Origin of the sequence: Rhodococcus sp. NPDC060176 (assembly GCF_042728675.1) — a bacterium.
Classification (GTDB): Bacteria; Actinomycetota; Actinomycetes; order Mycobacteriales; family Mycobacteriaceae; genus Rhodococcus_F.
Genome location: NZ_JBHWYS010000016.1, coordinates 60326 through 82635, shown reverse-complemented (window position 1 = coordinate 82635; position 22310 = coordinate 60326). Strand labels below are relative to the sequence as shown.

The following is a 22310-nucleotide window of genomic DNA, read 5'->3' as shown; positions in this document are numbered from 1 at the left end:
CTCGACCCTGAAATTTTGTGCACGCATGTCGTCGATGAACTGGACTATCAGCGGCGGCGAGGGTCGAGTTCCCTCGCGAAGAAAATCGATGCCGACTTCAGAATTTCGTTGGCTTCCTTGAGTTCTCGGTTCTCGCGCTCGAGATCTTTGATGCGTTGGCGTTCAGCAGAAGTAGCACCGGGAACTTCGTTGGCATCAATCTGGGCTTGCTTGGTCCAGTTCCGCAGCGATTCGGCACCGATGCCGAGTTTCGGGCCTATCACCTGGCATGCGGAGTAGACGGACCGATATTCGTCGAGGTGATCGAGGACCATCCTGACCGCTCGCTCACGCTGCTCGAGTGGGTAACGCTTGGGCATGATCTGCATCCTTCACAAAAACGGATGCGGCATCAAACCCGGCACGGTTCACTGTCTTCGCGCGCTAACAATTTAGATGTTTATGAGGAACTCCTGCGGTGAATGTTCCTTTGTTGAACGTGCCCAACGGCCAGGAGGTTTGCAGGTTGGCCGAATAGTTAGTCGCGTACGGGGCGCCGACGCAGCGCCCTCGGGGGTAATCCGAGCTTCGGCTGTGGCGCTTCCATGTTCAGTGTGCCTGCTGGAAGAGCCCAGATCTTCCAACGAACAGATGGCGGACAGTCTCTCGGAGGACTCCCCTTGAGAGACCGTAAAAGGAGAGTTCAATTGTGCACGCGTAGAGCATATTTCAGTAGAGTCTTGTGTGACACGCTTGCCAGCGATCTTCGCGCGCCGATCAATTTCAGAGGTTCCTCCCCATACACCGTATTGTTCACCAACGCCGAAAGCGTGCTCACGACATTGAAGCCGGACGATACAGCCCGCACAGACGTCTTTGGCAGCACGTTCACGTCGAAGCCGCGCCGATCTGGTTTCCCCTTCCTCGGGGAAGAAGATGTTGCTGGAGACAAATCGGCACTCGGCAAGCAGTTGCCAATCCCAATCAGCGGCGAGCGGGCGAAGGGAGGGAATTTTCGTTGGAGGCATCATTTTCCGTTCTCACGTGACTGCGTCGATCTACTCAACGGCGATCAATTCATACGCCACAGCGCCCGCTGGTCGCGGCGGCAGATTCTCCCAGTGGGTAGCTCGGATGTCGCCGAGAAGAATCGACGCAAGGCTCCGGCGAATCGTTTACGCAGCCCTCGAACGAGCCGGATCGCTCAATAGCCTACGCCGGAAGCGGACGCTGGTCGACGACTTGCTCCATCACGATCGTTGAGTTCAGTCGTTGAACACCGGGCAGTTCAGCCAATGTTTCCATGTAAAGCCTCTGATAGGACTCTAAATCAGCAGTGACGACTCGCAATAGATAGTCGGGATCGCCGAACAACCGTTGAGCTTGGACCACGTGAGGGATCCGGGAAACTGCAGTGTCGAACGCCTGCAGCGTCCTCCTGTCTTCTTGCCTCATCGTCACGAACACCAACACCTCGAAACCCAGGCCCAGCTGCGCGGCATCAACGACGGCCCGGTACCCCTTGATTGCACCGACACGTTCGAGTTCGCGCAATCTTCGATGACACGAAGACAGGCTCAGACTCACCCTATCTGCGAGATCGGTGAGCGACAGCCGACCATTTTCCTGTAGAGCAGCAAGCATCTTCCTATCTACGGCATCCATACAGAATATCCTTCCTCAAAATCAACCCTAGGGGAAATACTTCGAAACATCTTCGGCAGCAGGACGGCTATCTTCATTACATGCAACGAAGCGTGGGATTGCTCCATCCCTTCTCCCCCACGCACGCACTCACAGTTCGCGAAACCAATTGCGCTAGCGATCAATTGGACGCACCTGCGCCGCAAAGCACCGCCCAGCCCTGGCAGTTGCTTAACGCGCAACGACCCTGCAGATCGCAGGATGCCACCCCGCCACGACGGCCACCGCGTAAGCGAGCAGGCATTGCGTGCACGATGAAAGGTAGCCCACCATGACCTCACCACCGGTCGGGCAGTTCCGTGAAGACGGAACCAAACAGATCGCCTCCGATGACGGTTATCGCCGCGGTCTCGGTTCGCGACAAATCCAAATGATTGCTATCGGCGGTGCCGTCGGCACCGGGCTTTTCTACGGAGCAAGTCGAGGAATCAACGCCATTGGCCCCAGTCTTATTGCCTGTTACGCCATTGCTGGCGTGATCATCTACTTTGTAATGCGCGCACTAGGCGAACTGCTTACCTACTCTCCAACATCCGGTAGCTTCGCCAATCACGCACGTGAGTTCCTCGGCCCCTTCGCTGGTTTCGCGACTGGTTGGTCGTACTGGCTTTTATGGGTAACCGCCTGCATGTCTGAGGTCACCGCTGCGGGCGCATATATCAATTTTTGGTGGCCGGCAGTTCCCGCCTGGGCAACAGCGGCCGCAGCGCTTGCGCTTCTATTCTGTGCAAACCTGATTTCGGTTAAGGTATTCGGCGAGCTCGAATTCTGGTTCTCCACAATCAAAGTCGTCGCCATCGTAGCCATGATAGTCATCGGAATAGGTGTACTTACCTTTGGTTTTTCCGCAGCAGGTGACACTGCTTCGATTACCCACCTGTGGGCAGACGGAGGGTTCGCTCCTCATGGTGCGTGGCAGGCAATGCTGGCAATGCAGGGCATCATCTTCGCCTACATCGGCATTGAACTGGTCGGAATTACTGCCGGCGAAGCGGAGAATCCTAAGCAAACACTACGCAAAGCCATCAACACCCTTCCAGTGCGGATCGGCATCTTCTACGTGGGTTCACTCATTGTACTTCTTTCGGTGTTTTCTTGGACGGCGTATCACCCTGGAGTCAGTCCCTTCGTACAAGTCTTTGCCCAGGTCGGTGTGCCAGCAGCTGCAGGCATCATGAATTTCGTGGTCTTGAGTGCCGCACTGTCGGCATGCAATTCAGGCATCTACTCCTCAGGGCGGATGTTGCGCGGTCTTGCCGTCAATGGAGAGGCCCCGCGATCTATGCGGTCACTCAGTCCTCGCCAGTTGCCACTTCCTGCACTGCTGTTATCCACACTGGTGATGGGAATCGGAGTCCTAATCAACGTGTTCTCTCCCGACAAGGCCTTCGTCTATATCACCTCCGTAACCACATGCGCGGGTCTGTGGACCTGGATCATGATTTTGCTTGCCCACCTACGATATCGTGCACGTGTCCGTTCGGGCATATTGCCCGTCAACGACTTTCGGATGCCCGGCGCGCCTGTGACCAATTGGATCGCGTTACTGTTTCTCGGAGCTGTTGCCATTCTGATGGCACTCAACGAAGAAACTCGAATCGGTATATACGTCTGGATCATCTGGCTGACCGCGCTCACTATCGGCTTTGCAATCAGCAATAGAAATTCACGCACCCTAGCTAAACGAACGGAACGAATATGATCGACAATCAAGACACCCAGATAACAACGATCGAGCAGGTACTTAGCTCGTTGGGACTTGAGCTACCTCCCATCGCAGCACCACTGGCTGCATATTCGCCGGCCGTCCGCACCGGATCTTACGTCTTCACCTCTGGGCAACTCCCACTTGTGGACGGGAAGCTAGTAATGAGGGGAAAGGTCGGGGCGGAAGTGAGCGCTCACGAAGCCAATAGCCTGGCCCGGATTTGCGTTTTGAATGCATTGGCCGCGGCGCAAACGGTGGTCGGCGATCTAGGACGCATTCAACGGGTTGTGAAGGTTGTCGGCTTTGTCGCGTCCGATCCGTCGTTTACTGGGCAGCCAGGTGTCGTCAACGGTGCGAGCGAACTACTCGTCGAGATTTTCGGTGAGCGAGGTGTGCATGCACGTAGCGCGGTTGGTGTCGCGGTACTACCGCTCGACGCTCCCGTAGAAGTAGAAGTCCACTTCGAACTCAAGAGCTGAATTGCGCTTACGCCAATTCACCGGTGGCGGTTGTTCCCTCTCGTTTAGCCGAGCGGAGCGCAACGACATGTCCGTCACTGACTTACACGAACGAAGGATCAAATGTTGAACCACGGACCTGTTCTCGTAAACCCTTTGCAAGAACTGACTCTCCCTGAACTCCAGCAACGCAGCAGCATGAAGTGGCGCACCCATGGCGCCGATGTACTTCCACTCTGGGTAGCCGAAATGGACGTGATGCTCGCCGAACCGATCCACCGAGCACTGAACGACGCACTCTCCGCTGGCGATACGGGCTATCCCGCGGGCGTAGAGCTCGCGGAAGCGCTAAGTGGATTCGCGCAAGACCGATGGGGGTGGACCGGACTACATGTGGAAAGGACGGCCATCGTTCCCGACGTCATGATGGGTGTCGTAGAGATGCTGCGCTTGGTTAGCTCAGATGGGGATAGCGTCATTGTCAATTCGCCGGTGTACCCACCTTTTTACTCTTTCGTCGAGCACATGAACCGTGTCGTCATCGAGTCACCTCTGAGCAGCAGCAACCGCATCGACCTCGAGAATCTGGAAGAAACTTTCCAGCAAGTCACCGCCAAAAACGGACGAGCAGTGTACCTGCTGTGCAACCCCCATAACCCTACGGGAACAGTTCATACGCAGCAGGAATTGTCGGCGGTCGCGACCTTGGCCGACCGATACGGTGTTCGCGTCATCGCCGATGAGATCCACGCACCAGTAGTCCTAGCGGGAGCCCAATTCACTCCGTATCTGAGCATTCCTGGCAGCGAGTCGGCGCTCTCCCTGATGTCCGCGTCTAAGGGTTGGAATCTAGCTGGATTGAAAGCTGGGCTCGCGATAGCCGGCTCCGCTGCCGCCGAAGACCTTGCTCGACTTCCTGAAGAGGTCAGCCATGGTCCCAGCCATTTAGGAATCATCGCACATACAGCCGCTTTTCGTGATTCCGGTGACTGGCTGGATGCACTGCTCGCGGGTTTAGATGCGAATCGTCGCCTCCTCAGTAGCCTGCTCATCGAGCATTTGCCGCCGGTTCGATTCGTCCCACCGCAAGGCACCTATCTTGCTTGGTTGGACTGTCGGGAATTGAACCTGGATGGCGATGAACCTGTAGAACGCGGGCTCGTTACGTTGAGCGCAGGCCCAGCTGCAGCATTCCTCGATAAGGGACGAGTCGCTCTGTCGGCCGGCTCGGCTTTCGGCTCCGGCGGGAGTGGTCATGTTCGACTGAATTTCGCCACCAATCAGGACATTCTCTCCACAGCAGTTCAACGAATGGAAGCAGTCTGGAATGAATACGGACGTTTTGACCGTACGGCTTTGACCAGATTGTGATCGACTCGTAAGGCCCAACCTGGGCGAGTCGCGCAATGATAAGAGCGAAGGTGTCGATTTCGGCGCGATGCGAGGTAGACAGGACTCGCATCGCGCCGACTGACCTGTTGCATCCAGCCCGCCCCTGAGGACGTCTGGTCAGCGAGACTCGTTCACAGCACAGTAGTGACGGAAGGCACTGAAACCGGCGCTCCTCGAACGAACTAGCTTCCCTCACCATATCTTTCGTTTCCAACCTCAGCACAACAAGTGCAGGCACTGCAATCGGTTCGTGACTGAGTCCAGACTGCACAGACGATCTTGGGCAACCGTGCGAATCTGCCCATTCAACACTTTTTGTCGTCAGTACCTACGGTTAGTTGTCGCGCCAGACTGGTGCCCGCTTGCCAAGAAATGCGGTAATCCCCTCCTGCGCATCGTGACTGGTCGCATTAATAGCCATTGTTTCTTGCATTTCGAAATAAGCCGCGTCCTCCGTCAATTCAATTTGCCGGTAAAAGGACTCCTTTCCTATTGTTACGGTCGAGGCGCTCGCTTCTGCGACGGCCGACACCAGTGATGAGGTTGTCTCCGCGAGATTATCTGGAGTAGTTACGAAGTTGATCAATCCCCAAGACTCCGCGGTGTCTGCATCGATCATCTCGCCGGTTAGAAGCATCCGTAATGTACGCTTCCGTCCGATTGCGCGCGAAAGGGCGACCATGGGCGTCGAACAGAAGAGGCCGATCTTGACACCGGGAGTGCCGAATCGGGCAGATGAGGAAGCCACCGCCAGATCACACGCAGCGACGAGTTGGCACCCAGCAGCGAGCGCGACCCCTTGCACAGAAGCAATAACTGGCTGCCGAACTCGGTGTATCGCTTGCATCATCTCCGTGCACGATGCAAATATCTCCCGCTCGTCCTCCAATGATCTGCCGACAAGTTCGTTGAGGTCATGGCCAGCAGAAAACGCTGGGCCATTTGCCTGGATGACGATTACTCGGATTGACGAATCTTCTCCGATCTCTTCAAGTCCTCGCCTGATCTCGCGCATCGTCTCTAGCGACAATGGATTCCGCTGAGCGGAGTTAGTCAGTGTGATCCGCACTATGGGCCCGTCGGTACTTACATCGGTCGAGCACATCCCTGAGTTGTTCACTTTCACACCCTTCCAGCCGGCGACAAGATCTAGCTTTTCTCAACGTCATTCAACTGAACTTCTAGCTGTTTCGCGTTTTATCTGCGGCCGCAAGGGATTTAAGTCCGTACACGACTGCGCCTCCGGCACGGAGGCTGGCAGCAATGTACGTCGTTTCGGCTAACTCCTCGTCAGTGGCCCCCACGGCCACAGCATCGTGTGTATGTACTTTGATGCACCCTTCGCACTGGGTTGTCAGTGCGACTGCCACTGCCATCGGCTCCCGGTATTTTCGAGGTATTTGACCTTCCGCTGTAAAAACCGTGGCGTTGAAGGCTGCGAGCGCTTGCCCCATCCCAGCGGCATGGTCACCGAGTGGTGCCGTGCGGTGATTGTGAGTCCTTACAGTCATCATATTCCCATCAAATTGGCCAACATCTGTTACAAGACAATGTTGTTCAGGTATTCACTTAGCCTGGTTAAATATTCATAGCGTCTGCGCATCGGGCGCGCTTGAGCAGATAATCTAGAACTTCACTGCAGACAGCCCATCACCCCCTGCCCCACCGAGAACATCGCCGCAGTCAAAGCGACCAACACCGAAAGCTGACACGCTTGACCTTCCGAGAGCTAGCGTTTGAACAGCGATCCACCCGCGCCTCCCTAACCCGAGAGCTGGAATCAGCGCCGATGTCTGAGGAAAGTTCACGTTGATACCCCGGCCCAACAAAACGGCGACATTCAAGAGGATGAACACGACTTGGGACGAACTGTTCTTGCTGCCACTCACCACGCATAGCGGATGCCGTTAGTACTGCAGCGGAAAGCCCGCTGACGGCACGTAGTATACCTGTCGCGAGAACCTCAGTTGAACCTTGGGCCTTCCGATTTGGGGACAAGATGGACTGCAGCGCAAGCAGTGTCACGAGCACCACGCCGATCATCACGGACATCAGCGCGTCGCTCATTCGAAAGGCCATCCAGACACCGAGGGGAACGAAAACGAGGCCAGTGGCCGAAATGCGCGATACCAAAGGCCAATTGACAGCCTTCCAACACGAACAGAGAAGTAACAACGAGACGCAGAGGCCGAGGAGGAACAATTGGTGCGCTCCTTGCACTGGACCGTTCACAACAATCAGCATCGGAACTGCGACGACTGCGAATCCGAGTCCCGAGATGCGGTGAAGCGCACCCGCTACAGCGACTGCCAACGCTGAGAACAGGATCATGTTCGCATTGCTCGTGCTCGATGTGCTCGTCGCTCTCGACTCTGTTCAGGCCAGTTAGAACGCCCCAGGAAGTTTGCGTCGCGCCAACGGATCGATTGTCCTTGCGGAGACACGCTGTCAAAGATCGTCTTTCGCTCACCTGCTCTGTCGGACACGGTATTGAACTCCGTCCGCAACTAGTCGAGTCCTTCATACCAACCGCCTACAGACAGTCCGGTATGGACAATTGTCGCGAAGCTCGGCTCTTCCATCTGCGGATGAAAGTGCGAATCAGCACCCCAGTATTTTGCGGTATCGGCAGTACCGTATCCAATACCGCCCCTGACAAGTGCGAAGATGAGAGAGGGGACCTTCGTAATTGAGGCAGAAAACTGACATGGCGAGTAACTGTTCGTCGACGAGCGCCGACGCCGAACGGGCAACGGAAAACAGCACCGCAGCCCTGGTTGAGTATCTACGTGGTCGCGCTGAAGAGATTGGACTGCTGCTCGCGCGTCGATATCGAGAGGAGATCGTCGAATACAGGTCGTTGCCTGATGGTTTCATCGAGCAGGATGTAGCCCCGACGGCACGACGAAACTTCGAGGAGATCCTCGAAGGTCTGTTGCCGGGAGACACGGAGTCACAGACTCACCTTGAAGTCTTCCGCGACAGCGCTATTCGACGGTTCCAGCAGGGCGTTCCAATACAGGCTTTATTGCAAGCCTATCGATTGTGGGGCCATACAGTTTGGCAAGAGGTCCTGAGAGCACCTCAAACACAAGCCAATCCGGCTGCAGCACTTGAGTTGGCGGGCCGAATCATGAAACATGTCGATCTCGTGTCGACCACCGTCGCTCAGGCTTACCTTCAGAGAGCTTCCGGCATCATCCAAGATCGTGAAATGGTGCGTCGAGACTTCTTGGAAGCGTTGGTCAAGGGGGACGCACCCGAACGCATCGTGAACTATGCTCCGGCTTTCAGGTTGAGGGTCGATGGCCGGTACTTCGCGGTCTTGATCCGCCAGCGTCCCGGAAAGAATTCTGCTGACGACTTTCTGCGGCGGTCTTTGGAGACTGTCGAGAATTTCATTGGCGGCCAGATTCCCACACTGGCTCTCGCTGGTCTGAGAGAAGAGGAGATCGTCGCCATCTTCCAGGTCGACCAGGAGTTTGCAGGCGACCTGCGGACACAAATGAACAGGCTGGCCACGAAGTTGCGTGACTTTGTCGTCGGCGTCGGCCGTCCCCACGATGGGCTGACTGGGATCGCACAATCTTATGTGGATGCTCAAGACGCGATCCGCTCCGCACACTCTTCCCAGGGCAAACATCGGGCGTATCTATTCTCCGATGCCCTCCTAGACCACGTCATACGCGCCAGTCCGTATCGCGATGACCTCGAGCGTGAGGCGCTCGCACCATTGCGTCTCTACGACGAAGCACATCGGGCCGGCCTTCTCGAGACACTTCGTGCCTATATTCGGGCTGGCTTCAGCCTCGCGCAAGCGGCGCAGGAATTACAGGTCCAACCGAATACGGTCAAGTACCGCCTCCAGCGAATTCACGCGCTAACTGGTCACAACCCGCTCCATCCTGAAGACATCGTGTTGTTCGCATTGGCTCTGACTGTCGAACCGCGATGAGGTAGTTGCACCAGATTTGGAACAAGCATTGAACCACTCGATTACTCAAACGCCGCAGCCTGATCTGAGCGATCGATCGAATTCGTAACGGGTTCGCACACCGCAAGTCGTCCAATACCGGCCGAGGCGGCGGCACTTTCACCATCAAACCTGACCTCTGAGCTTGCGGTAGCTCAACCTCTTTTGCGTAATCCGCAAGAACGCTGTGTGCAGATTCTCGCAAACACATAGCGACATGCGCTCGAGGTCACTTCTACAGTTCTCCTCACCACGGACTTGTGACCCAGCTCATAACCGCACAAGGAGACTAATGACCACCACCCCCATGCCTGACATCAGCGACATGGTCTGGCAGCCCGGCAAACGAGACCTCGAACGAAGCCGAATTCTTGCTTTCTCCAACCACGTCCAATGTTCAGACCTTGAGGACCTTTACGGGAAGGCGTCCCAGGACCCAGGTTGGTTCTGGGGAGCGGTAGCTGACTGGCTACAGCTTGAGTGGCAGCGTCCCCCGATGGAGACCGTCGATCAACTCAGCATCCCCCACCTAACCAAGTGGTTTCCTGGCGGCGCTTTCAATATCGCCGACAACGCGGTCGATCGTTGGATTCGGGCCGGCCGAGGTGAAGATGTAGCACTCCTATGGGAGCTTGAAGACGGCACAAGGGGAAGCTGGACATTCTCCGAGTTGGCGTGTGAAGTCGACCGTGTGTCAAGGGGTTTCCTTGATGCAGGTATCGAATTTGGAGACACCGTCGGTATTCAACTTCCCATGGTCCGCGAGGCTGCTGTCGCGCAGCTGGCATGCGCGAAAATTGGAGCCATCTCGGTCCCAATTTTCTCCGGATTCGGCACTTCCGCTGTTGTGGATCGCCTCACGATCGCAGGCGCAAAGGCACATATTTTGTCGAACGGCTTCCAGCGACGCGGACGTGAGATCGAAGTTCCGTCGGATCTACCACGCGCGATGAACGCGATCAGCACACTTAAGACGACCATCGTTGTACCGCTGGTGAGCAGTCATCGCCCTCTCGAACTACCGGGGCTGGTGTATTGGGACGACTTGGGCGCGAATTCACCGAAGGAACCCTTTGCTGCCGTTCAGTGCCCGACCGACCATCCCATGTTCATCGCCTTCACCTCCGGAACTACCGGCACCCCGAAAGGGGTGGTACTCGGCCATGCCGGCTTTGCTGTCAAAGCCGGCAGTGATGCCGCGTTCAGCTTCGACATCGGGCCTGGCGACGTATCCACCTGGATCACGGATCCCGGTTGGATCATGAGCCCGATTATCGTGATCGGCGGCTTGATCGCTGGCAGCAGTGTAGCCCTTTATGCTGGAACACCGGATTGGCCTGATACCAAACGGGTTTGGAACATGATTCGCGAGTTGGGCGTTACGATGATGGGCGTTTCGCCTACGCTGATTCGCTCGCTGATGGACAAAGATCATCACGATGCATCTATCGACGTCGCAGATCTTCGAGTGCTGGCCTCGAGTGGTGAAGCATGGACCCCGGACGCCTACGACTGGTTGTTCTCACGTGTAGGGCACAAGCAGATCCCCATCATCAACTACAGCGGTGGCACAGAGGTGTCCGGCGCGATCTTGTCGAATACCACTGCTCAGCCGATTCACCCCTGCGGTTTCGCCGGACCGCTGCCAGGGATGGGCGCCGACATCGTCGACAACGACGGCCACAGTCTTGGCACCGGACTTGGCGAATTAGCCCTACGCCGACCTTCGCCGGGCATGCCACTGACCTTCTGGGGTAATCCGGACCGGTACCACGCCACCTATTGGGACCGTTGGGAAGGAACTTGGTATCACGGAGACTGGGTTGAAGTCGACGAGAACGGAATCTGGTACGTTCGCGGCCGCAGCGACGATACTCTCAAAATCGCCGGAAAACGCGTGGGTCCAGCGGAGGTCGAATCTGTCGTCAACGGTGTTACCGGCGTAGTTGAATCTGCAGCGATCGGCACTCCTGATGTGATCAAAGGCGAAAGCTTGGTAGTTTTCGCCCGAATCAACGAAGCCTGCCCTACCGATCATGCGTCATTGGCGAACACCATCGCGACCGAATTAGGCCGACAGCTCGGTAAACCTCTGACTCCCAAGAAAGTGCATATCGTCGACGTTCTGCCTCGCACTCGCAGCGGGAAAATACTGCGTCGAGTCATTCGATCTGTCTATCTGGGAAACGCATCAGGCGATACCTCCTCTCTGGACGACCCAGCCGCCCTTGACGTGATCAGGTCCCTGGCATGAGCCTCAACCACAGCGGTGCGATCATCGGAGCTGCCGAAATCCCTCCCCGACGAAGCACTCCGGGAGTATCGACGCTTGAGATGATCGCACGTGTTTCCCGACTCGCAGTCAAAGACGCCGGGTTGATTCCCACCGACATCGACGGAATCATCTGTGGGCCGCAGGTCGGCGAAACCCCCCAACACGTACCAGCAACTATTGCTGAATACCTCGGACTACAACCGCGGTTTGCCGACGTCGTTGACCTCGGTGGCGCGACAGGTGCGGGGATGGTGTGGCGGGCAGTCGCCGCGATCAATGCCGGTATGTGCGACACCGTCTTGTGTGTGCTGGGGAACACGCGCGAGCCAGACCGAATTTCGCGGTCACCCAACCGCAATCCGATCCGCGAGTTCGATGTTCCATACGGCGCAAGCGGCGCAAATCAAGCTTACGCAATGATCGCGCAACAACATATAGCCAAGTTCGGAACGACCCCTCAACAGCTCGCTCATGTTGCCGTAAAAGAACGCAATAATGCGCAGCTGAACCCAGATGCTGTGTTCTACGGTAAGCCGTTAAGCGTCGAAGACGTGATCGAATCTCCAATTGTCATGTCACCCCTGCACCTGTTTGAGGTAGTGATGCCATGTGGTGGTGGCGCAGCCCTGGTCGTCACCTCAGCTGACCGAGCCCTAGCAATGAAACATCCACCGGTGTTCCTCCTCGGCGCGGGTGAACGCGTGACCCACCGTGCATTGAGCCAGGCACCATCATTGACCACTTCTCCACTCGCTTCTGCAATATCTGACGCTTACAGAATGGCAGGGATCGGCAGCTCCGATATCGATTTCCTGTCGATCTACGATTGTTACTCCATCGTGGTAGCAATCACTGCCGAGGACGCCGGCCTCTGCGAAAAAGGGATGGGTGGCGAGTGGGTCGAACACCACGACTTCTCGATCTCCAGCGATCTACCCGTCAACCCCAATGGCGGCCAGTTAGCCTGCGGCCAGGCTGATCTCGCGGGTGGAATGAGCCACATCGTCGAGGCTGTCCGTCAGCTGCGACGAACTTCAGGCAATCGACAGGTCCAGCAGGCTGACGTCGCACTGGTGACAGGGAACGGCGCAACGATGAGCGAGGAAGTCGCTCTCATCCTCGGAGGCGCGAATACATGAACACCCCAACAGTTTTGACTGTGATCGCCAAACCTGGCCCAGTCACCACCCCAACCACAGAACCGTACTGGAAGCATGCTGATAGGGGCGAGCTCTGGATACAGAAGTGCCTGTCCTGCAACAGTTATCAGCACTACCCAAGCGGAATGTGCCGCCGATGTTGGTCCGAGGATCTAGCCTGGCACCGCGCTCAAGGTACAGGCACCGTGTGGACCTTCACCGTAGTGGGCAAACCTGGCCACCCCGCCTGGGAACGCGATACCCCCTACATCCTCGCTCTCGTCGAGCTTGACGAAGGCCCCCGAATGATGACAAATATCGTCGATTGCAACCCAGAAACGGTATTCGTCGGACAACGAGTCCGCCTCGCACCACGTGCCAGCGAATCCGCGCAGCCTCCACTGCAATTCCATTCCAAAACCACTCTTTGCGATCCTGACAACGGACGGACATCGCCATGACAACATCGACCCCCGCAGCCTCAAACACTGCGATGCAAAAACGAGCCCGGATGGGTAGTTTCATCGGCACCACGATCGAGTGGTACGACTTCTATCTCTACGGCACTGCAGCCGCCCTGGTGTTCCCCCACCTCTTCTTCCCCTCCTACTCCCCTCTGACCGGCACGCTGCTGGCGTTACTGACCTATTCGGCCGGATTCATTGCGCGGCCCCTCGGTGGCGTGATCATGGGTCACTTCGGTGACCGCATCGGTCGAAAAGCAATGCTGGTCACTTCTTTAATGATTATGGGTCTCGCGACCACTCTCATCGGCATTCTCCCAACCTTTGCAACCGTCGGCACGTGGGCCCCGATCCTTCTGCTCATACTCAGGATTGTGCAGGGCTTCGGTGTCGGTGGCGAATGGGGCGGCGCCGTACTGGTTGCAGTTGAACACGCACCCCCGAATCGCCGTGGTTTGTTCGGCGCGTGGCCGCAGGCCGGCGTGCCGGCGGGCTTGCTGCTCGCAAACGGCGTCTTCATGACCCTTACGCTGGTCCTGTCCGAAGACGCATTTATGACCTGGGGTTGGCGCGTTGGATTCCTCGCCTCTTCTGCCCTGATCGCGATCGGATTGCTGATCCGCTTGAAGATGGAAGAAACGCCCGACTTCCAAAAAGCTAAGAACGATGGACAACTCGCGAAATTCCCCATAGTCGAGGTCTTCCGCAAGCAGTGGAAGCAAGTGCTGCTCGCGGTAGGGATCAAGATGTCTCAGAACGCAATCTTCTACATCATTACCGTGTTCGCGCTCACCTACGTCACCACCGTCCTGAACCTCCCCCGCTCCGTTGCACTCATCGGCGTCCTTGCTGCGTCCGCGGTGAGCATGTTCACGATCCTGTTCTTCGGACGTCTATCCGATGAATACGGCCGCCGGCGTGTGTATCTGATCGGCGCGGTCCTCTCCGCATTGTTCGCTTTTCCGTTCTTCCTGATGATGGACACCAAAAGCTATCTCCTGATTTGGGCTTCGATCGTGATCGGACTGATTTTCCACGACATGATGTACGGCCCTCAGGCCGCCTTTATGTCGGAAATGTTCGAGCCGGAACTTCGGTACACCGGAGCGTCGGTTGGCTATCAGGTTGCATCCCTGCTCGCGGGTGGGTTGTCCCCGGTTCTTGCGGTTCTACTGCTCGGACTAGCCAACAACCGCCCGTGGCCAGTCGCGCTGTACATGATCGGCCTGAGCTTGATCACTATCGTTGCCACATACTTCTCGCCCGAAACCCATCGAGGAAACCGCAGGGACGGACCTTCACGCTCCGGGGGCGTATCCACTTTCGGGAATCCTGCCACGCATGCCTCAGTCGACATTTTGACCAGCCGGTCCTGAATAGAAAGCTGTCGCACCGATGATCCCTGGCCCGTCGACCAACAAACAACGTGCACTGATTGCTGCCGTGCAAGTACTCGGTTTATGTGTGTGGTTTTCCGCTACTGCCGTCGTTCCCAGTCTCCGCTTGGAGTGGGGCATCGACCCGACGGCAGCGGTGTGGTTAACGGCCTCGGTACAAATCGGATTTGTCGCGGGCGCAGTGGCTTCCACACTCCTCAACCTTGCAGACCGCGTCCCACCGCAATACCTGCTCGCGGCCAGTGCCTTCGGAGCGGCAATATGCACCGTAGTACTGGCTTTGTTTGCGACGAACCTCTCAGCGGCAATCCCGCTGAGATTTCTCACCGGCGTCCTGCTCGCAGGGGTCTATCCGGTGGGTATGAAACTCATGGCCTCTTGGTCGAAACCCTCCGACCGAGGCCGTGCGTTCGGGCTATTGCTCGGAGCCCTTACCCTTGGTTCCGCTCTACCCCACCTGATCAGCGGTCTCGGCCCGCTGCCATGGAGGGCGGTGATGTCGATGGCGGCCGCCCTAACCGCAATCGGCGCGATTATCGCCGCCCTCCTCATCAAACCCGGGCCACTGCTGGACACTCGCCCGATCACACCGAGCCCACGCTATGCACTTACCATGTTCCGCGAAAGAGGCCCTCGACTGGCTAATATCGGATACTTCGGGCACATGTGGGAGCTCTACGCACTGTGGACATGGATGTCGATGTTCATACTTGCCGGTCGAGACCAACGCGGCTCAGAACAGACCAGTACGAGCTTTATCGCATTCGCTGCTATCGGGTTCGCGGGTATCGCCGGCTGCCTCCTCGGCGGATGGGCATCCGATCGATTCGGTCGCTCACCCGCGGCAGTCACGGCGTTAGTGATAAGTGGCGCATGCTGTGTGCTGTCACCCCTATTCTTTACTGCCCCAACCGGTACACTCTTAGCTTTCCTCCTCGTGTGGGGTGCGGCGGTCATCGCCGACTCCGGCGTCTTTTCCACCTCACTCAGCGAAACGGCCGACTCACGGTTCATCGGAACGGCTCTCACTGCTCAAACGGCGATCGGCTTTCTACTCACAGTCGTGACCATTCAGCTCGTACCTGTGGTTGCCGAATTCAGCAGCTGGCGCTACGCCTTCCTGCTGCTCGCTCCTGGCCCAATACTTGGTGCCGTTGCAATGGCTTCCCTCAATGCCCGCTCAAACCCGAATACGAACTTCCAGGAGGATTTCCATGACCACTCACTCGATTCGTCGCACCCCGGCCGTCGGCCAGACCGCGGAGCTTTCCCGCACCGTCGGTGACAACGATATCGCTCTCTTCACCGAAATCAGCGGTGATCGCAATCCTCTGCACTATGACGAAGCAGCTGCTAAAGCGTCCAGATTCGGCGAAATCGTCGTCCAAGGTGGCGTGACAAGCGCCATCCTGAATGCTGTTGTTGCCGAAGAACTTCCGGGTCCTGGTACGGTATTCCTCAGCGTCAATTGGTCCTTCAAAGCGCCTGTTCGACCTGGCGACACCATCACAGGTCGGGTCGAAGTCACCTCCGCACGCGAGGACAAACCGATCACAGAACTCAAAACCACCGTGACACGCGGAGACGGAACAGTCGTCCTCGACGGCACAGCAGTCTGCTACACGATGGACATCGACACTGGAGCAGGAGAATGACGACCGATCGAACCCCCGTGCTGGTTTCCATGGCTCGGACCCCAGTCGGCAAGCTCGGGGGTGCACTGGCACATCTCTCCGCCATTGACCTCGGAGCTGCGGCCGTTAGGTCAGCACTCGAGCCGTTCGGCGATCAAATCAGCATCGACCACACGTTTCTCGGCAACGTCGTACAGGCCGGAAACGGACAGAACCCCGCCCGTATTGCCGCAATCCGCGGCGGGGTCCCGACCACAGTCCCCGGCACTACAATTAACGATGTCTGCCTCGCATCACTGACCGCTACGGGACTAGCGGCATCCCTTATCCGGGCGGGCGAAATAGGCACGGCCCTTGTCGGCGGCTTCGAGTCGATGAGCCGAGCACCCCACGGAGTGCAAGTGCGCGCTGCGGCGAAGGTCGGAAACGGCACACTGACAGATCTACTCACCAAGGACGGCCTCTGGTGCGCAGTCGCCGATTCGGGAATGGGTGAAATCTCCGACCAGGCAAACCATGAACATGGCATCACTCGTCCCGATCAGGATGAATTCGCTTACTCCAGCCACCGCAAAGCAACTTCGGCTACCGAGTCCGGTCGGCTGAAGCAAGAGATCTCGGCTCTGACTGAAATCCTCGACGCAGACGAGGGTATCCGTCCTTGGAGCACTCTCGGAAAACTCGCCTCACTAAATCCAGCATTCTCAAGAAGCGGAAGTATTACCGCGGGAAACGCCTCACAGATGTCTGACGCGGGTGCTGCGGGGGTCCTGATGTCTCGTGACAAAGCGAACGCTCTCGGATTGAAGCCTGAAATTGAAGTACTAGATCGCGCCGTAGTCGCCGGGCCAGACCCATCATTGCATCTCAAACCCGCGGCAGCGGCACGCTTACTCCTTGCTCGAAACGGACTGGGTATCGACGACATTGGGCTCTGGGAGATCAACGAAGCCTTCGCAGGAGTCGTCCTCGCTTCCAGCCGTAGCCTCGGCCTCAATCCGAACTCGGTTAATGTCAACGGTGGCGCAATTGCCCTCGGGCACCCGCTTGCCGCTTCGGGATTCCGTATGCTGATTACCCTGGCAGCGGAAATGCGTTTTAAACAAGTGGAATTCGGTATCGCAACGATTTGCGGAGGAGGCGGTCAAGGGCAGGCAATGTTGCTGAGGCTCCCCGCAGAGTGACCCCGCACATACGAGTGCGTAGTCTAAATGATCGTTGCGCACACACGAGTGCGTAGTCTGAATGATCGTTGGAGGCAAGCAGGATTTCGCTGGCGATCGTTTGTCCTGCATACCAGCCGACCCCAACCGCGGTTTTCGATTCGCCGTGCGCCGTTGTTGGAGAGCCTCGAACGTCGCGACTGTCACCCCTGCACGCACCAGCGGAGAAACACGGCACTACAGCGCAGCGGACCTCGACCAACTGCGCCGTATTATTACGTTCATCGGTGGCGGAATCAACTTGACTGGAATCGGTGCCATTCTCTCACTGGAAACCGAGAACGCGATCCTTGTTGCGCGGATCAGTCAGCTGTGCAAGACGGCCGGAGACGCGCCATCGGAAGTCACGCCTGAGGCTGTTTAACGCAGTTCTCCGGTATGACGAATGCTGCCGACTTCTGATTTCGCTGGCATCCGGGTTCGTTTCACAGACCTCGCGGAACATAAGTGGCCAGCACATAGCGGGTGCGGTTACATGGGGCATGTCCGGTGGGCGTTCTTTGCAGCGCTGGGTAAAGATGGATGGGTGAATGCTCCAGCCGAACTGCCAGCCGATTACGCCAGCTTCTCAATCATCTCAAGTCGCAAGTTCGTCAAGCGCGAGTTCCCGCCACCCGAATCGTCAACACCGAACTGCTCAGCCTCTATTGGGACATAGGGCACGCAATCGTGCAGCGTCAGGAGCTCGAGGGCTGGGGTTCAAAGGTGATCGACAGACTCGCCGTCGATCTTCGGTCAGCCTTTCCTGACATGCGTGGGCTGTCACGGACCAATTTGAAGTACATGCGGCAGATGGCGAGCATTTGGGGTCGCGATGCAATTGGCCAACAAGCTGTTGGCCAATTGCCATGGGGTCGCGTGACGGTATTACTCGACAAATTGGATAACCAGTCCGACCGCGACTGGGATGCATCAACGGCTGCTGAACACGGGTGGTCGCGCAATGTGCGGCAAAATCAGATCAACAGCGGTTTACGTGGCAGGATCGGTGCGGCACCGTCGAATTTTCAGTACCATCTTCCGGCCGAGGATTCCGATCTCGCTCAACAGTTGGTGCGTGACTCGTACGTCTTCGATTTTCTCGATATCACCGAACGTGTCGCGGAGCGGGAGCTGGAGTCCGCGCTGATGCGTCGGTTGGAGCAGTTCCTCCTCAAACTGGGACACGGATTCGCTTTTGTTGGACGCCAGTACCATTTCGAGGTCGGTGATCAGGACTTCTATATCGACCTGCTGTTCTTCAACTGGGTGCAAGCGAGGTTCGTTGTCGTCGAGTTGAAGGTAGGCAGGTCGAGCCGGAGTACGTCGGAAAGCTCGGCTTCTATGTTTCGTGGATCGACGATAACCTCCGCAACAAGGATATCCACGCACCGACTGTGGGAATTTTGCTCTGCGCGGGACGCAACGACAACGTCGTCATATACTCACTTGCTGGAACAACGGCACCCCTCGCCGTAGCCGACTACACCTATGAGACTCTCCCCTCCCAGGTTAGCGATCTCGTTCCTACCGACGACGAGATCGCGGCAGCAGTCGAAGCCACGGTCTCCGAACTCGACTCCCAACTACCTGCCAAACCTGACAAGCCCGACTGAGAGCACCTTCGATTCCAGACCTGGCAGACGAATCCTCGGCCGATCGACGCCGGTGCTCGGTCCGAGGATCCGCGAATGGAATTCCTCGTCCTTGCCGGCGCACCGGGAGGCAGGTTCTATGTCCAGTCGATGTGTACGGATTCGATGGAATCGAAGTGAAAACCGAACTCGTCACTGTACTGGTCGAAACCTTTGTTCTCGGGATAGTCCATCGTGGCGTGACGTTCGAGGATCGCAACGACCCGGGCATGATCGTCATTGGCCAAAGCCATGGCGAGCTCCCGTGTCTCGTCGAGGCTGAAGGGGCTGTCGGAATTCGCGAAGTCGAGAGTACGTACTCGGTAGTCGTAACCTTCCTCGGAGCCGTTGCGGACGGACACTCCCCCACGGACTCGGATGGTGGCCTTCTTCGGTTGCCCGTCGGGCCGCAGGACGCCAGCACGGTCCATGATGTCGCGGGCTTTGACGTTCTTGAGCTTCTTCTTCGCATCGGCTCGCAGTTCGTTCGTTTCCCCGGAACGGTAGCGAGAGACCGCAGATCGTGAACGGCCGATTTTCTGTGCGACAGCATCGATTCCGCCGAGCCGGTCGATGGCGGCTCGGCGCTGTGCACGTTCGGTAACGTCAGCGTGTGGGATTCGTCCTTGCTGCACCCAGCGGCGCAGTGTTCGGTCCGAGGGGGGTGTTCTTCCAGCGTCGATAGCTGCTTGACGTAGGCCTTCTTTGCCGATTTCGGTACGGATCTGGCGTATGGAGACTTTGCTGGTGAGTCCAGCCAATCCCGCGCTCTTGACCGTCTTGGATTTTTCGATACCACTCGTCGCTGCTGTTGAGACGGATACGTTGAGGCCGTCCAAGCCGACGGCCTTTTGTGCGGGTTTGGTAGATCGTGGTTTCGGAAGATGCAGGGCCACTATATGTTTCCTTCATCTTCGTCGGTGAACGCAGCTTTGAGTGCGAGGTTGATCTCGTGGGTGTCGCGGGCGTCGGTCAGCATCACGGTTATGTCCTCGGTGAGCGGGGCGCTCTTTTCCAGAGTCATTTTCCCGAGTGCGTCACTGTCGTCTGCGATGTCGATACCCGGGGGCAGGGGGTAAACCCAGGAGTCGGTGACCGTGCGCAGTGGCCAACGCCCGGTTTCGCGTGCGATGCGCATCGCGACGCGGCGGCCTCGCCAGCGGCAGTGTGCGATGATCGCTGCTCGCCAGAGCGGTTGGTGGTGGTGTTGCATTTGTTTGGCGGTCCACATGTCGGGGTTGACCATTCGGCCGATGTAACCCTTGTAGCAGGCGCCGATGAACCGTTTCATTGCCGTGTCGCCGGTGTCGACGGCAACTTTGCGGGCTTCTCGCAAGATTTTCGCCCACTTGTCGAGGGCCCGACCTTGTTCGGGGTAGACCCATGCTTCGGTGATGTCGAGGTCGTCGAGTTCTGCGCCGATTCCGCCATCGGCGATGGACGTTTGCAGTGCGTCGAGGCTGACGGTGGTGATCCAGGTCTGCGCAGGTTGGTCGGCGAGCATGTGTGGGTGAGGCAACGGTAGAGCGGGTGGGAGTGCCAGCATGTCACCGGGTGGGAGGGTTACACGCCAGAGCCCGAACGGGGTTTTCGATTGCCGGGCTGCATCGAGCGCGTCCTCACCGCGAAGATGTCGAGGTTTTCCGTAGCCGAATTCGAGCATGCCAGCGGAAGCGAGGTACGCAGCTCGTTGGTCTATCGATACCAGTTGTGTTGCGTCGGAGAGTTCTTCGAGGTCCGGGATGCGGGTCCATCCGACTGCAGGTTCGAGATCTCCGCGGGGTTCGCCGTCCAGCGGTGGGACCGGTCCACCGGCAGTGACAACGATTCCTTTACCGCTGCGGGTGCGGTCGCGTTTGATCTTGTCGACGATGGCGGCGCCGGTGCGTGCTGGGGTGGGGCCGGGTAGCACGCCGAGGTGTTGTGCGCACCAGGCGAGTCGGCGTCCCAGTTCCTGCGCAGCGGGGAGGGCGTCGTCGGGGAGGTAGGTTCCGGCGGTGGGCGATCCGAGGATCCCCATGTCCCCCACGCGATTGCCCCATCCGAAGTCTTTGTTCCAGTAGGTCCACACGTAGGGTTCGACGAAAATGTCGACCATAGATGTGAAGTTCCCGGTGGTGCGGGAGAGGTGAAGGACGTGGCCGGGTTCTCCGCGGAGTTCCCATCCTGCGGTCAGCATTGGGGTCAGCGTGGCGTGAAGGATCGCGGTGAGTTCTTCGGCAGCGCGGGTGCGGAGGATTTCCATGTCGTCGACGTCGTCTTCGCTGCCTGGGTCGATGATCCATCCGAGCATTTCGCAGGCTTCGATTCCGACTATCCAGATCTGTGCCGGTGCGCCCAGCGGGGTGAGCGTTGCCCATCTGATGAGTTTGTCGAGTTTTTCGATGGAATTGACTGGGCCGGTGAGTGTGTGGCCAGACGGTGTGTAGGTGCCGGATGCTGTGACAATGACGGCGTGGCCGTCTGCTGCCTCGCCGGCGGGGGGAAGGGTGGCCGGTTCGGTTGCGCCCCGTTCGGACGCCTGGATGGGTTCCGTTTCCACTTCGTTGGAGCGCTCATCCGGAGGGGTGACGATGTCGTCGGTCTGGGGGTGCTCCGCAACCCTGGAACCCGTTTCGAGACAAGCGGTGTCGTCAACGTCGAACAAAGAAGGCTGATCGGGTTCGGAAACTTCATCCGAACGAGTAGCGGATTCTGGTGTTTCGAGCTCGAATAGCGTGAACTGCTCCCCTTTCTTCAGCGCCATGTTTCATCCTTTCCGTTCACTGTCGTCATCATTCGAGATCGAAGGCGGCGCGCACGGCTATGGACAGTGATTCCTCTTGCGCTGGAAGAAGATAACCGATGATGGTGCCGAGTGCACTGACGGGAATGGTCGTGATGTGGTCGCAACTGACTACCGCGTCGGCGGATAGTCCGTTAGCGGCGCTGACGGACACCTCGGTGGACAGTCCTCGGATCTCGCCGGTGATGGGCGCTACCGTGACGGTCCCGAGATGTGGACGGACCATCTCTCGGGTGAGTACGAGGACCGGCCGAACTGTGTCGATGTTGGCTTCATGAATTGGTCGCATCAGGTCAAGCCTGTTGGCTGTCGACTCACGGCGTGGTGAGCGATGTTGCGGCCGAGAGGATCTCCGCGTCTCGTGCGGCTATCTGACGGCGACGCTCCCGTTCGAGAGCGCGCAACACTAGTGAGGCTCGCGAAACGGCGCGATGTTCCCTGACTTCGTCGTCGAGAAATTCCACGATCTCGTCCGGTAGTCGTACCGCGATCTGCGTGCTCATACGCTAAATGGTACCGAATTGGGATTCGTTTTGGTACCACTATCGTGTGCAAGTTCTGGAACC

Annotated in this window: 22 protein-coding genes and 1 pseudogene; 13 read left to right on the top strand and 10 right to left on the bottom strand. The window is 57.7% G+C overall.

Features of this window, described 5'->3' with window-relative positions:
* Window positions 1–47: 47 nt before the first annotated feature.
* The 3 genes from ACFWEM_RS33670 to ACFWEM_RS33660 all read right to left on the bottom strand — a co-directional run bounded on the left by ACFWEM_RS33670 (window position 48) and on the right by ACFWEM_RS33660 (window position 1644).
* Entirely contained in the window at window positions 48–359 is a 312-nt protein-coding gene (locus ACFWEM_RS33670; protein WP_378539983.1) for a transposase, read from the bottom strand.
* A 72-nt stretch (window positions 360–431) separates the two neighbouring features.
* The gene (locus ACFWEM_RS33665) at window positions 432–1007 is read right to left on the bottom strand and encodes a WhiB family transcriptional regulator (RefSeq protein WP_378539988.1); all 576 of its coding nucleotides are present in this window, start codon (window positions 1005–1007) and stop codon (window positions 432–434) included.
* Between the two features lie 184 nt (window positions 1008–1191).
* Window positions 1192–1644 (bottom strand): Lrp/AsnC family transcriptional regulator, encoded by a 453-nt coding sequence (locus ACFWEM_RS33660; protein WP_378539982.1) that lies wholly within the window; start codon window positions 1642–1644, stop codon window positions 1192–1194.
* Between the two features lie 310 nt (window positions 1645–1954).
* Here ACFWEM_RS33660 and ACFWEM_RS33655 point away from each other — a divergent pair, with 310 nt between their 5' ends.
* The 3 genes from ACFWEM_RS33655 to ACFWEM_RS33645 all read left to right on the top strand — a co-directional run bounded on the left by ACFWEM_RS33655 (window position 1955) and on the right by ACFWEM_RS33645 (window position 5220).
* Window positions 1955–3385, top strand: a complete 1431-nt coding sequence (locus tag ACFWEM_RS33655) for an amino acid permease (protein ID WP_378539981.1) — start codon at window positions 1955–1957, stop codon at window positions 3383–3385.
* Window positions 3386–3405: 20 nt separating this feature from the next.
* Window positions 3406–3870 (top strand): RidA family protein, encoded by a 465-nt coding sequence (locus ACFWEM_RS33650; protein ID WP_378539987.1) that lies wholly within the window; start codon window positions 3406–3408, stop codon window positions 3868–3870.
* A gap of 102 nt (window positions 3871–3972) precedes the next feature.
* Window positions 3973–5220: a MalY/PatB family protein gene (locus ACFWEM_RS33645; RefSeq protein ID WP_378539980.1), complete on the top strand. Its 1248-nt coding sequence runs from the start codon at window positions 3973–3975 to the stop codon at window positions 5218–5220.
* Window positions 5221–5575: 355 nt separating this feature from the next.
* Here ACFWEM_RS33645 and ACFWEM_RS33640 read toward each other — a convergent pair whose 3' ends face one another.
* The 3 genes from ACFWEM_RS33640 to ACFWEM_RS33630 form a co-directional block, all read right to left on the bottom strand.
* The gene (locus ACFWEM_RS33640) at window positions 5576–6346 is read right to left on the bottom strand and encodes an enoyl-CoA hydratase (RefSeq protein WP_378539986.1); all 771 of its coding nucleotides are present in this window, start codon (window positions 6344–6346) and stop codon (window positions 5576–5578) included.
* Window positions 6347–6422: 76 nt separating this feature from the next.
* Window positions 6423–6695: a carboxymuconolactone decarboxylase family protein gene (locus ACFWEM_RS33635; protein ID WP_378539985.1), complete on the bottom strand. Its 273-nt coding sequence runs from the start codon at window positions 6693–6695 to the stop codon at window positions 6423–6425.
* Between the two features lie 229 nt (window positions 6696–6924).
* On the bottom strand, window positions 6925–7572 hold the full coding sequence (locus tag ACFWEM_RS33630) for a sulfite exporter TauE/SafE family protein (RefSeq protein WP_378539979.1): 648 nt from the start codon (window positions 7570–7572) through the stop codon (window positions 6925–6927).
* 376 nt (window positions 7573–7948) lie between these two features.
* Here ACFWEM_RS33630 and ACFWEM_RS33625 point away from each other — a divergent pair, with 376 nt between their 5' ends.
* The 10 genes and pseudogenes from ACFWEM_RS33625 to ACFWEM_RS33580 all read left to right on the top strand — a co-directional run bounded on the left by ACFWEM_RS33625 (window position 7949) and on the right by ACFWEM_RS33580 (window position 18941).
* Entirely contained in the window at window positions 7949–9196 is a 1248-nt protein-coding gene (locus ACFWEM_RS33625) for a PucR family transcriptional regulator (protein WP_378539978.1), read from the top strand.
* Window positions 9197–9506: 310 nt separating this feature from the next.
* Window positions 9507–11468, top strand: a complete 1962-nt coding sequence (locus ACFWEM_RS33620) for an AMP-binding protein (RefSeq protein ID WP_378539977.1) — start codon at window positions 9507–9509, stop codon at window positions 11466–11468.
* Window positions 11465–12628: a thiolase family protein gene (locus tag ACFWEM_RS33615; protein WP_378539976.1), complete on the top strand. Its 1164-nt coding sequence runs from the start codon at window positions 11465–11467 to the stop codon at window positions 12626–12628. The genes ACFWEM_RS33620 and ACFWEM_RS33615 overlap by 4 nt, the downstream gene beginning before the upstream one ends.
* Window positions 12625–13089, top strand: a complete 465-nt coding sequence (locus tag ACFWEM_RS33610; protein ID WP_378539975.1) for a Zn-ribbon domain-containing OB-fold protein — start codon at window positions 12625–12627, stop codon at window positions 13087–13089. Before ACFWEM_RS33615 ends, ACFWEM_RS33610 begins: the two co-directional genes overlap by 4 nt.
* A complete protein-coding gene (locus ACFWEM_RS33605; RefSeq protein ID WP_378539973.1) occupies window positions 13086–14468 on the top strand; it encodes an MFS transporter in 1383 nt (460 codons plus the stop codon). The genes ACFWEM_RS33610 and ACFWEM_RS33605 overlap by 4 nt, the downstream gene beginning before the upstream one ends.
* A 19-nt stretch (window positions 14469–14487) precedes the next feature.
* Window positions 14488–15774, top strand: a complete 1287-nt coding sequence (locus ACFWEM_RS33600) for an MFS transporter (protein ID WP_378539972.1) — start codon at window positions 14488–14490, stop codon at window positions 15772–15774.
* A complete protein-coding gene (locus tag ACFWEM_RS33595; protein ID WP_378539971.1) occupies window positions 15704–16144 on the top strand; it encodes a MaoC family dehydratase in 441 nt (146 codons plus the stop codon). Before ACFWEM_RS33600 ends, ACFWEM_RS33595 begins: the two co-directional genes overlap by 71 nt.
* The gene (locus ACFWEM_RS33590; protein ID WP_378539970.1) at window positions 16141–17307 is read left to right on the top strand and encodes an acetyl-CoA C-acyltransferase; all 1167 of its coding nucleotides are present in this window, start codon (window positions 16141–16143) and stop codon (window positions 17305–17307) included. The genes ACFWEM_RS33595 and ACFWEM_RS33590 overlap by 4 nt, the downstream gene beginning before the upstream one ends.
* A 61-nt stretch (window positions 17308–17368) precedes the next feature.
* Complete coding sequence (locus tag ACFWEM_RS33585) at window positions 17369–17710, top strand: MerR family transcriptional regulator (protein ID WP_378539969.1); 342 nt, start codon at window positions 17369–17371, stop codon at window positions 17708–17710.
* A 162-nt stretch (window positions 17711–17872) separates the two neighbouring features.
* Window positions 17873–18941 (top strand): annotated as a pseudogene (locus ACFWEM_RS33580) (YhcG family protein).
* A gap of 116 nt (window positions 18942–19057) precedes the next feature.
* Here the strand turns inward: ACFWEM_RS33580 and ACFWEM_RS33575 are convergent.
* The 4 genes from ACFWEM_RS33575 to ACFWEM_RS33560 are packed head-to-tail and all read right to left on the bottom strand — an operon-like array spanning window position 19058 to window position 22247.
* Window positions 19058–19855, bottom strand: coding sequence for a hypothetical protein (locus ACFWEM_RS33575; protein WP_378539968.1), 798 nt, complete (start codon window positions 19853–19855; stop codon window positions 19058–19060).
* Window positions 19855–21705 carry a hypothetical protein gene (locus tag ACFWEM_RS33570; RefSeq protein ID WP_378539967.1) on the bottom strand — a complete coding sequence of 617 codons (1851 nt, stop codon included), beginning with the start codon at window positions 21703–21705 and terminating at the stop codon, window positions 19855–19857. Before ACFWEM_RS33570 ends, ACFWEM_RS33575 begins: the two co-directional genes overlap by 1 nt.
* Window positions 21706–21733: 28 nt before the next feature.
* Complete coding sequence (locus ACFWEM_RS33565) at window positions 21734–22033, bottom strand: type II toxin-antitoxin system PemK/MazF family toxin (RefSeq protein WP_378539966.1); 300 nt, start codon at window positions 22031–22033, stop codon at window positions 21734–21736.
* 25 nt (window positions 22034–22058) lie between these two features.
* A complete protein-coding gene (locus ACFWEM_RS33560; RefSeq protein ID WP_378539965.1) occupies window positions 22059–22247 on the bottom strand; it encodes a YlcI/YnfO family protein in 189 nt (62 codons plus the stop codon).
* Window positions 22248–22310 lie beyond the last annotated feature (63 nt).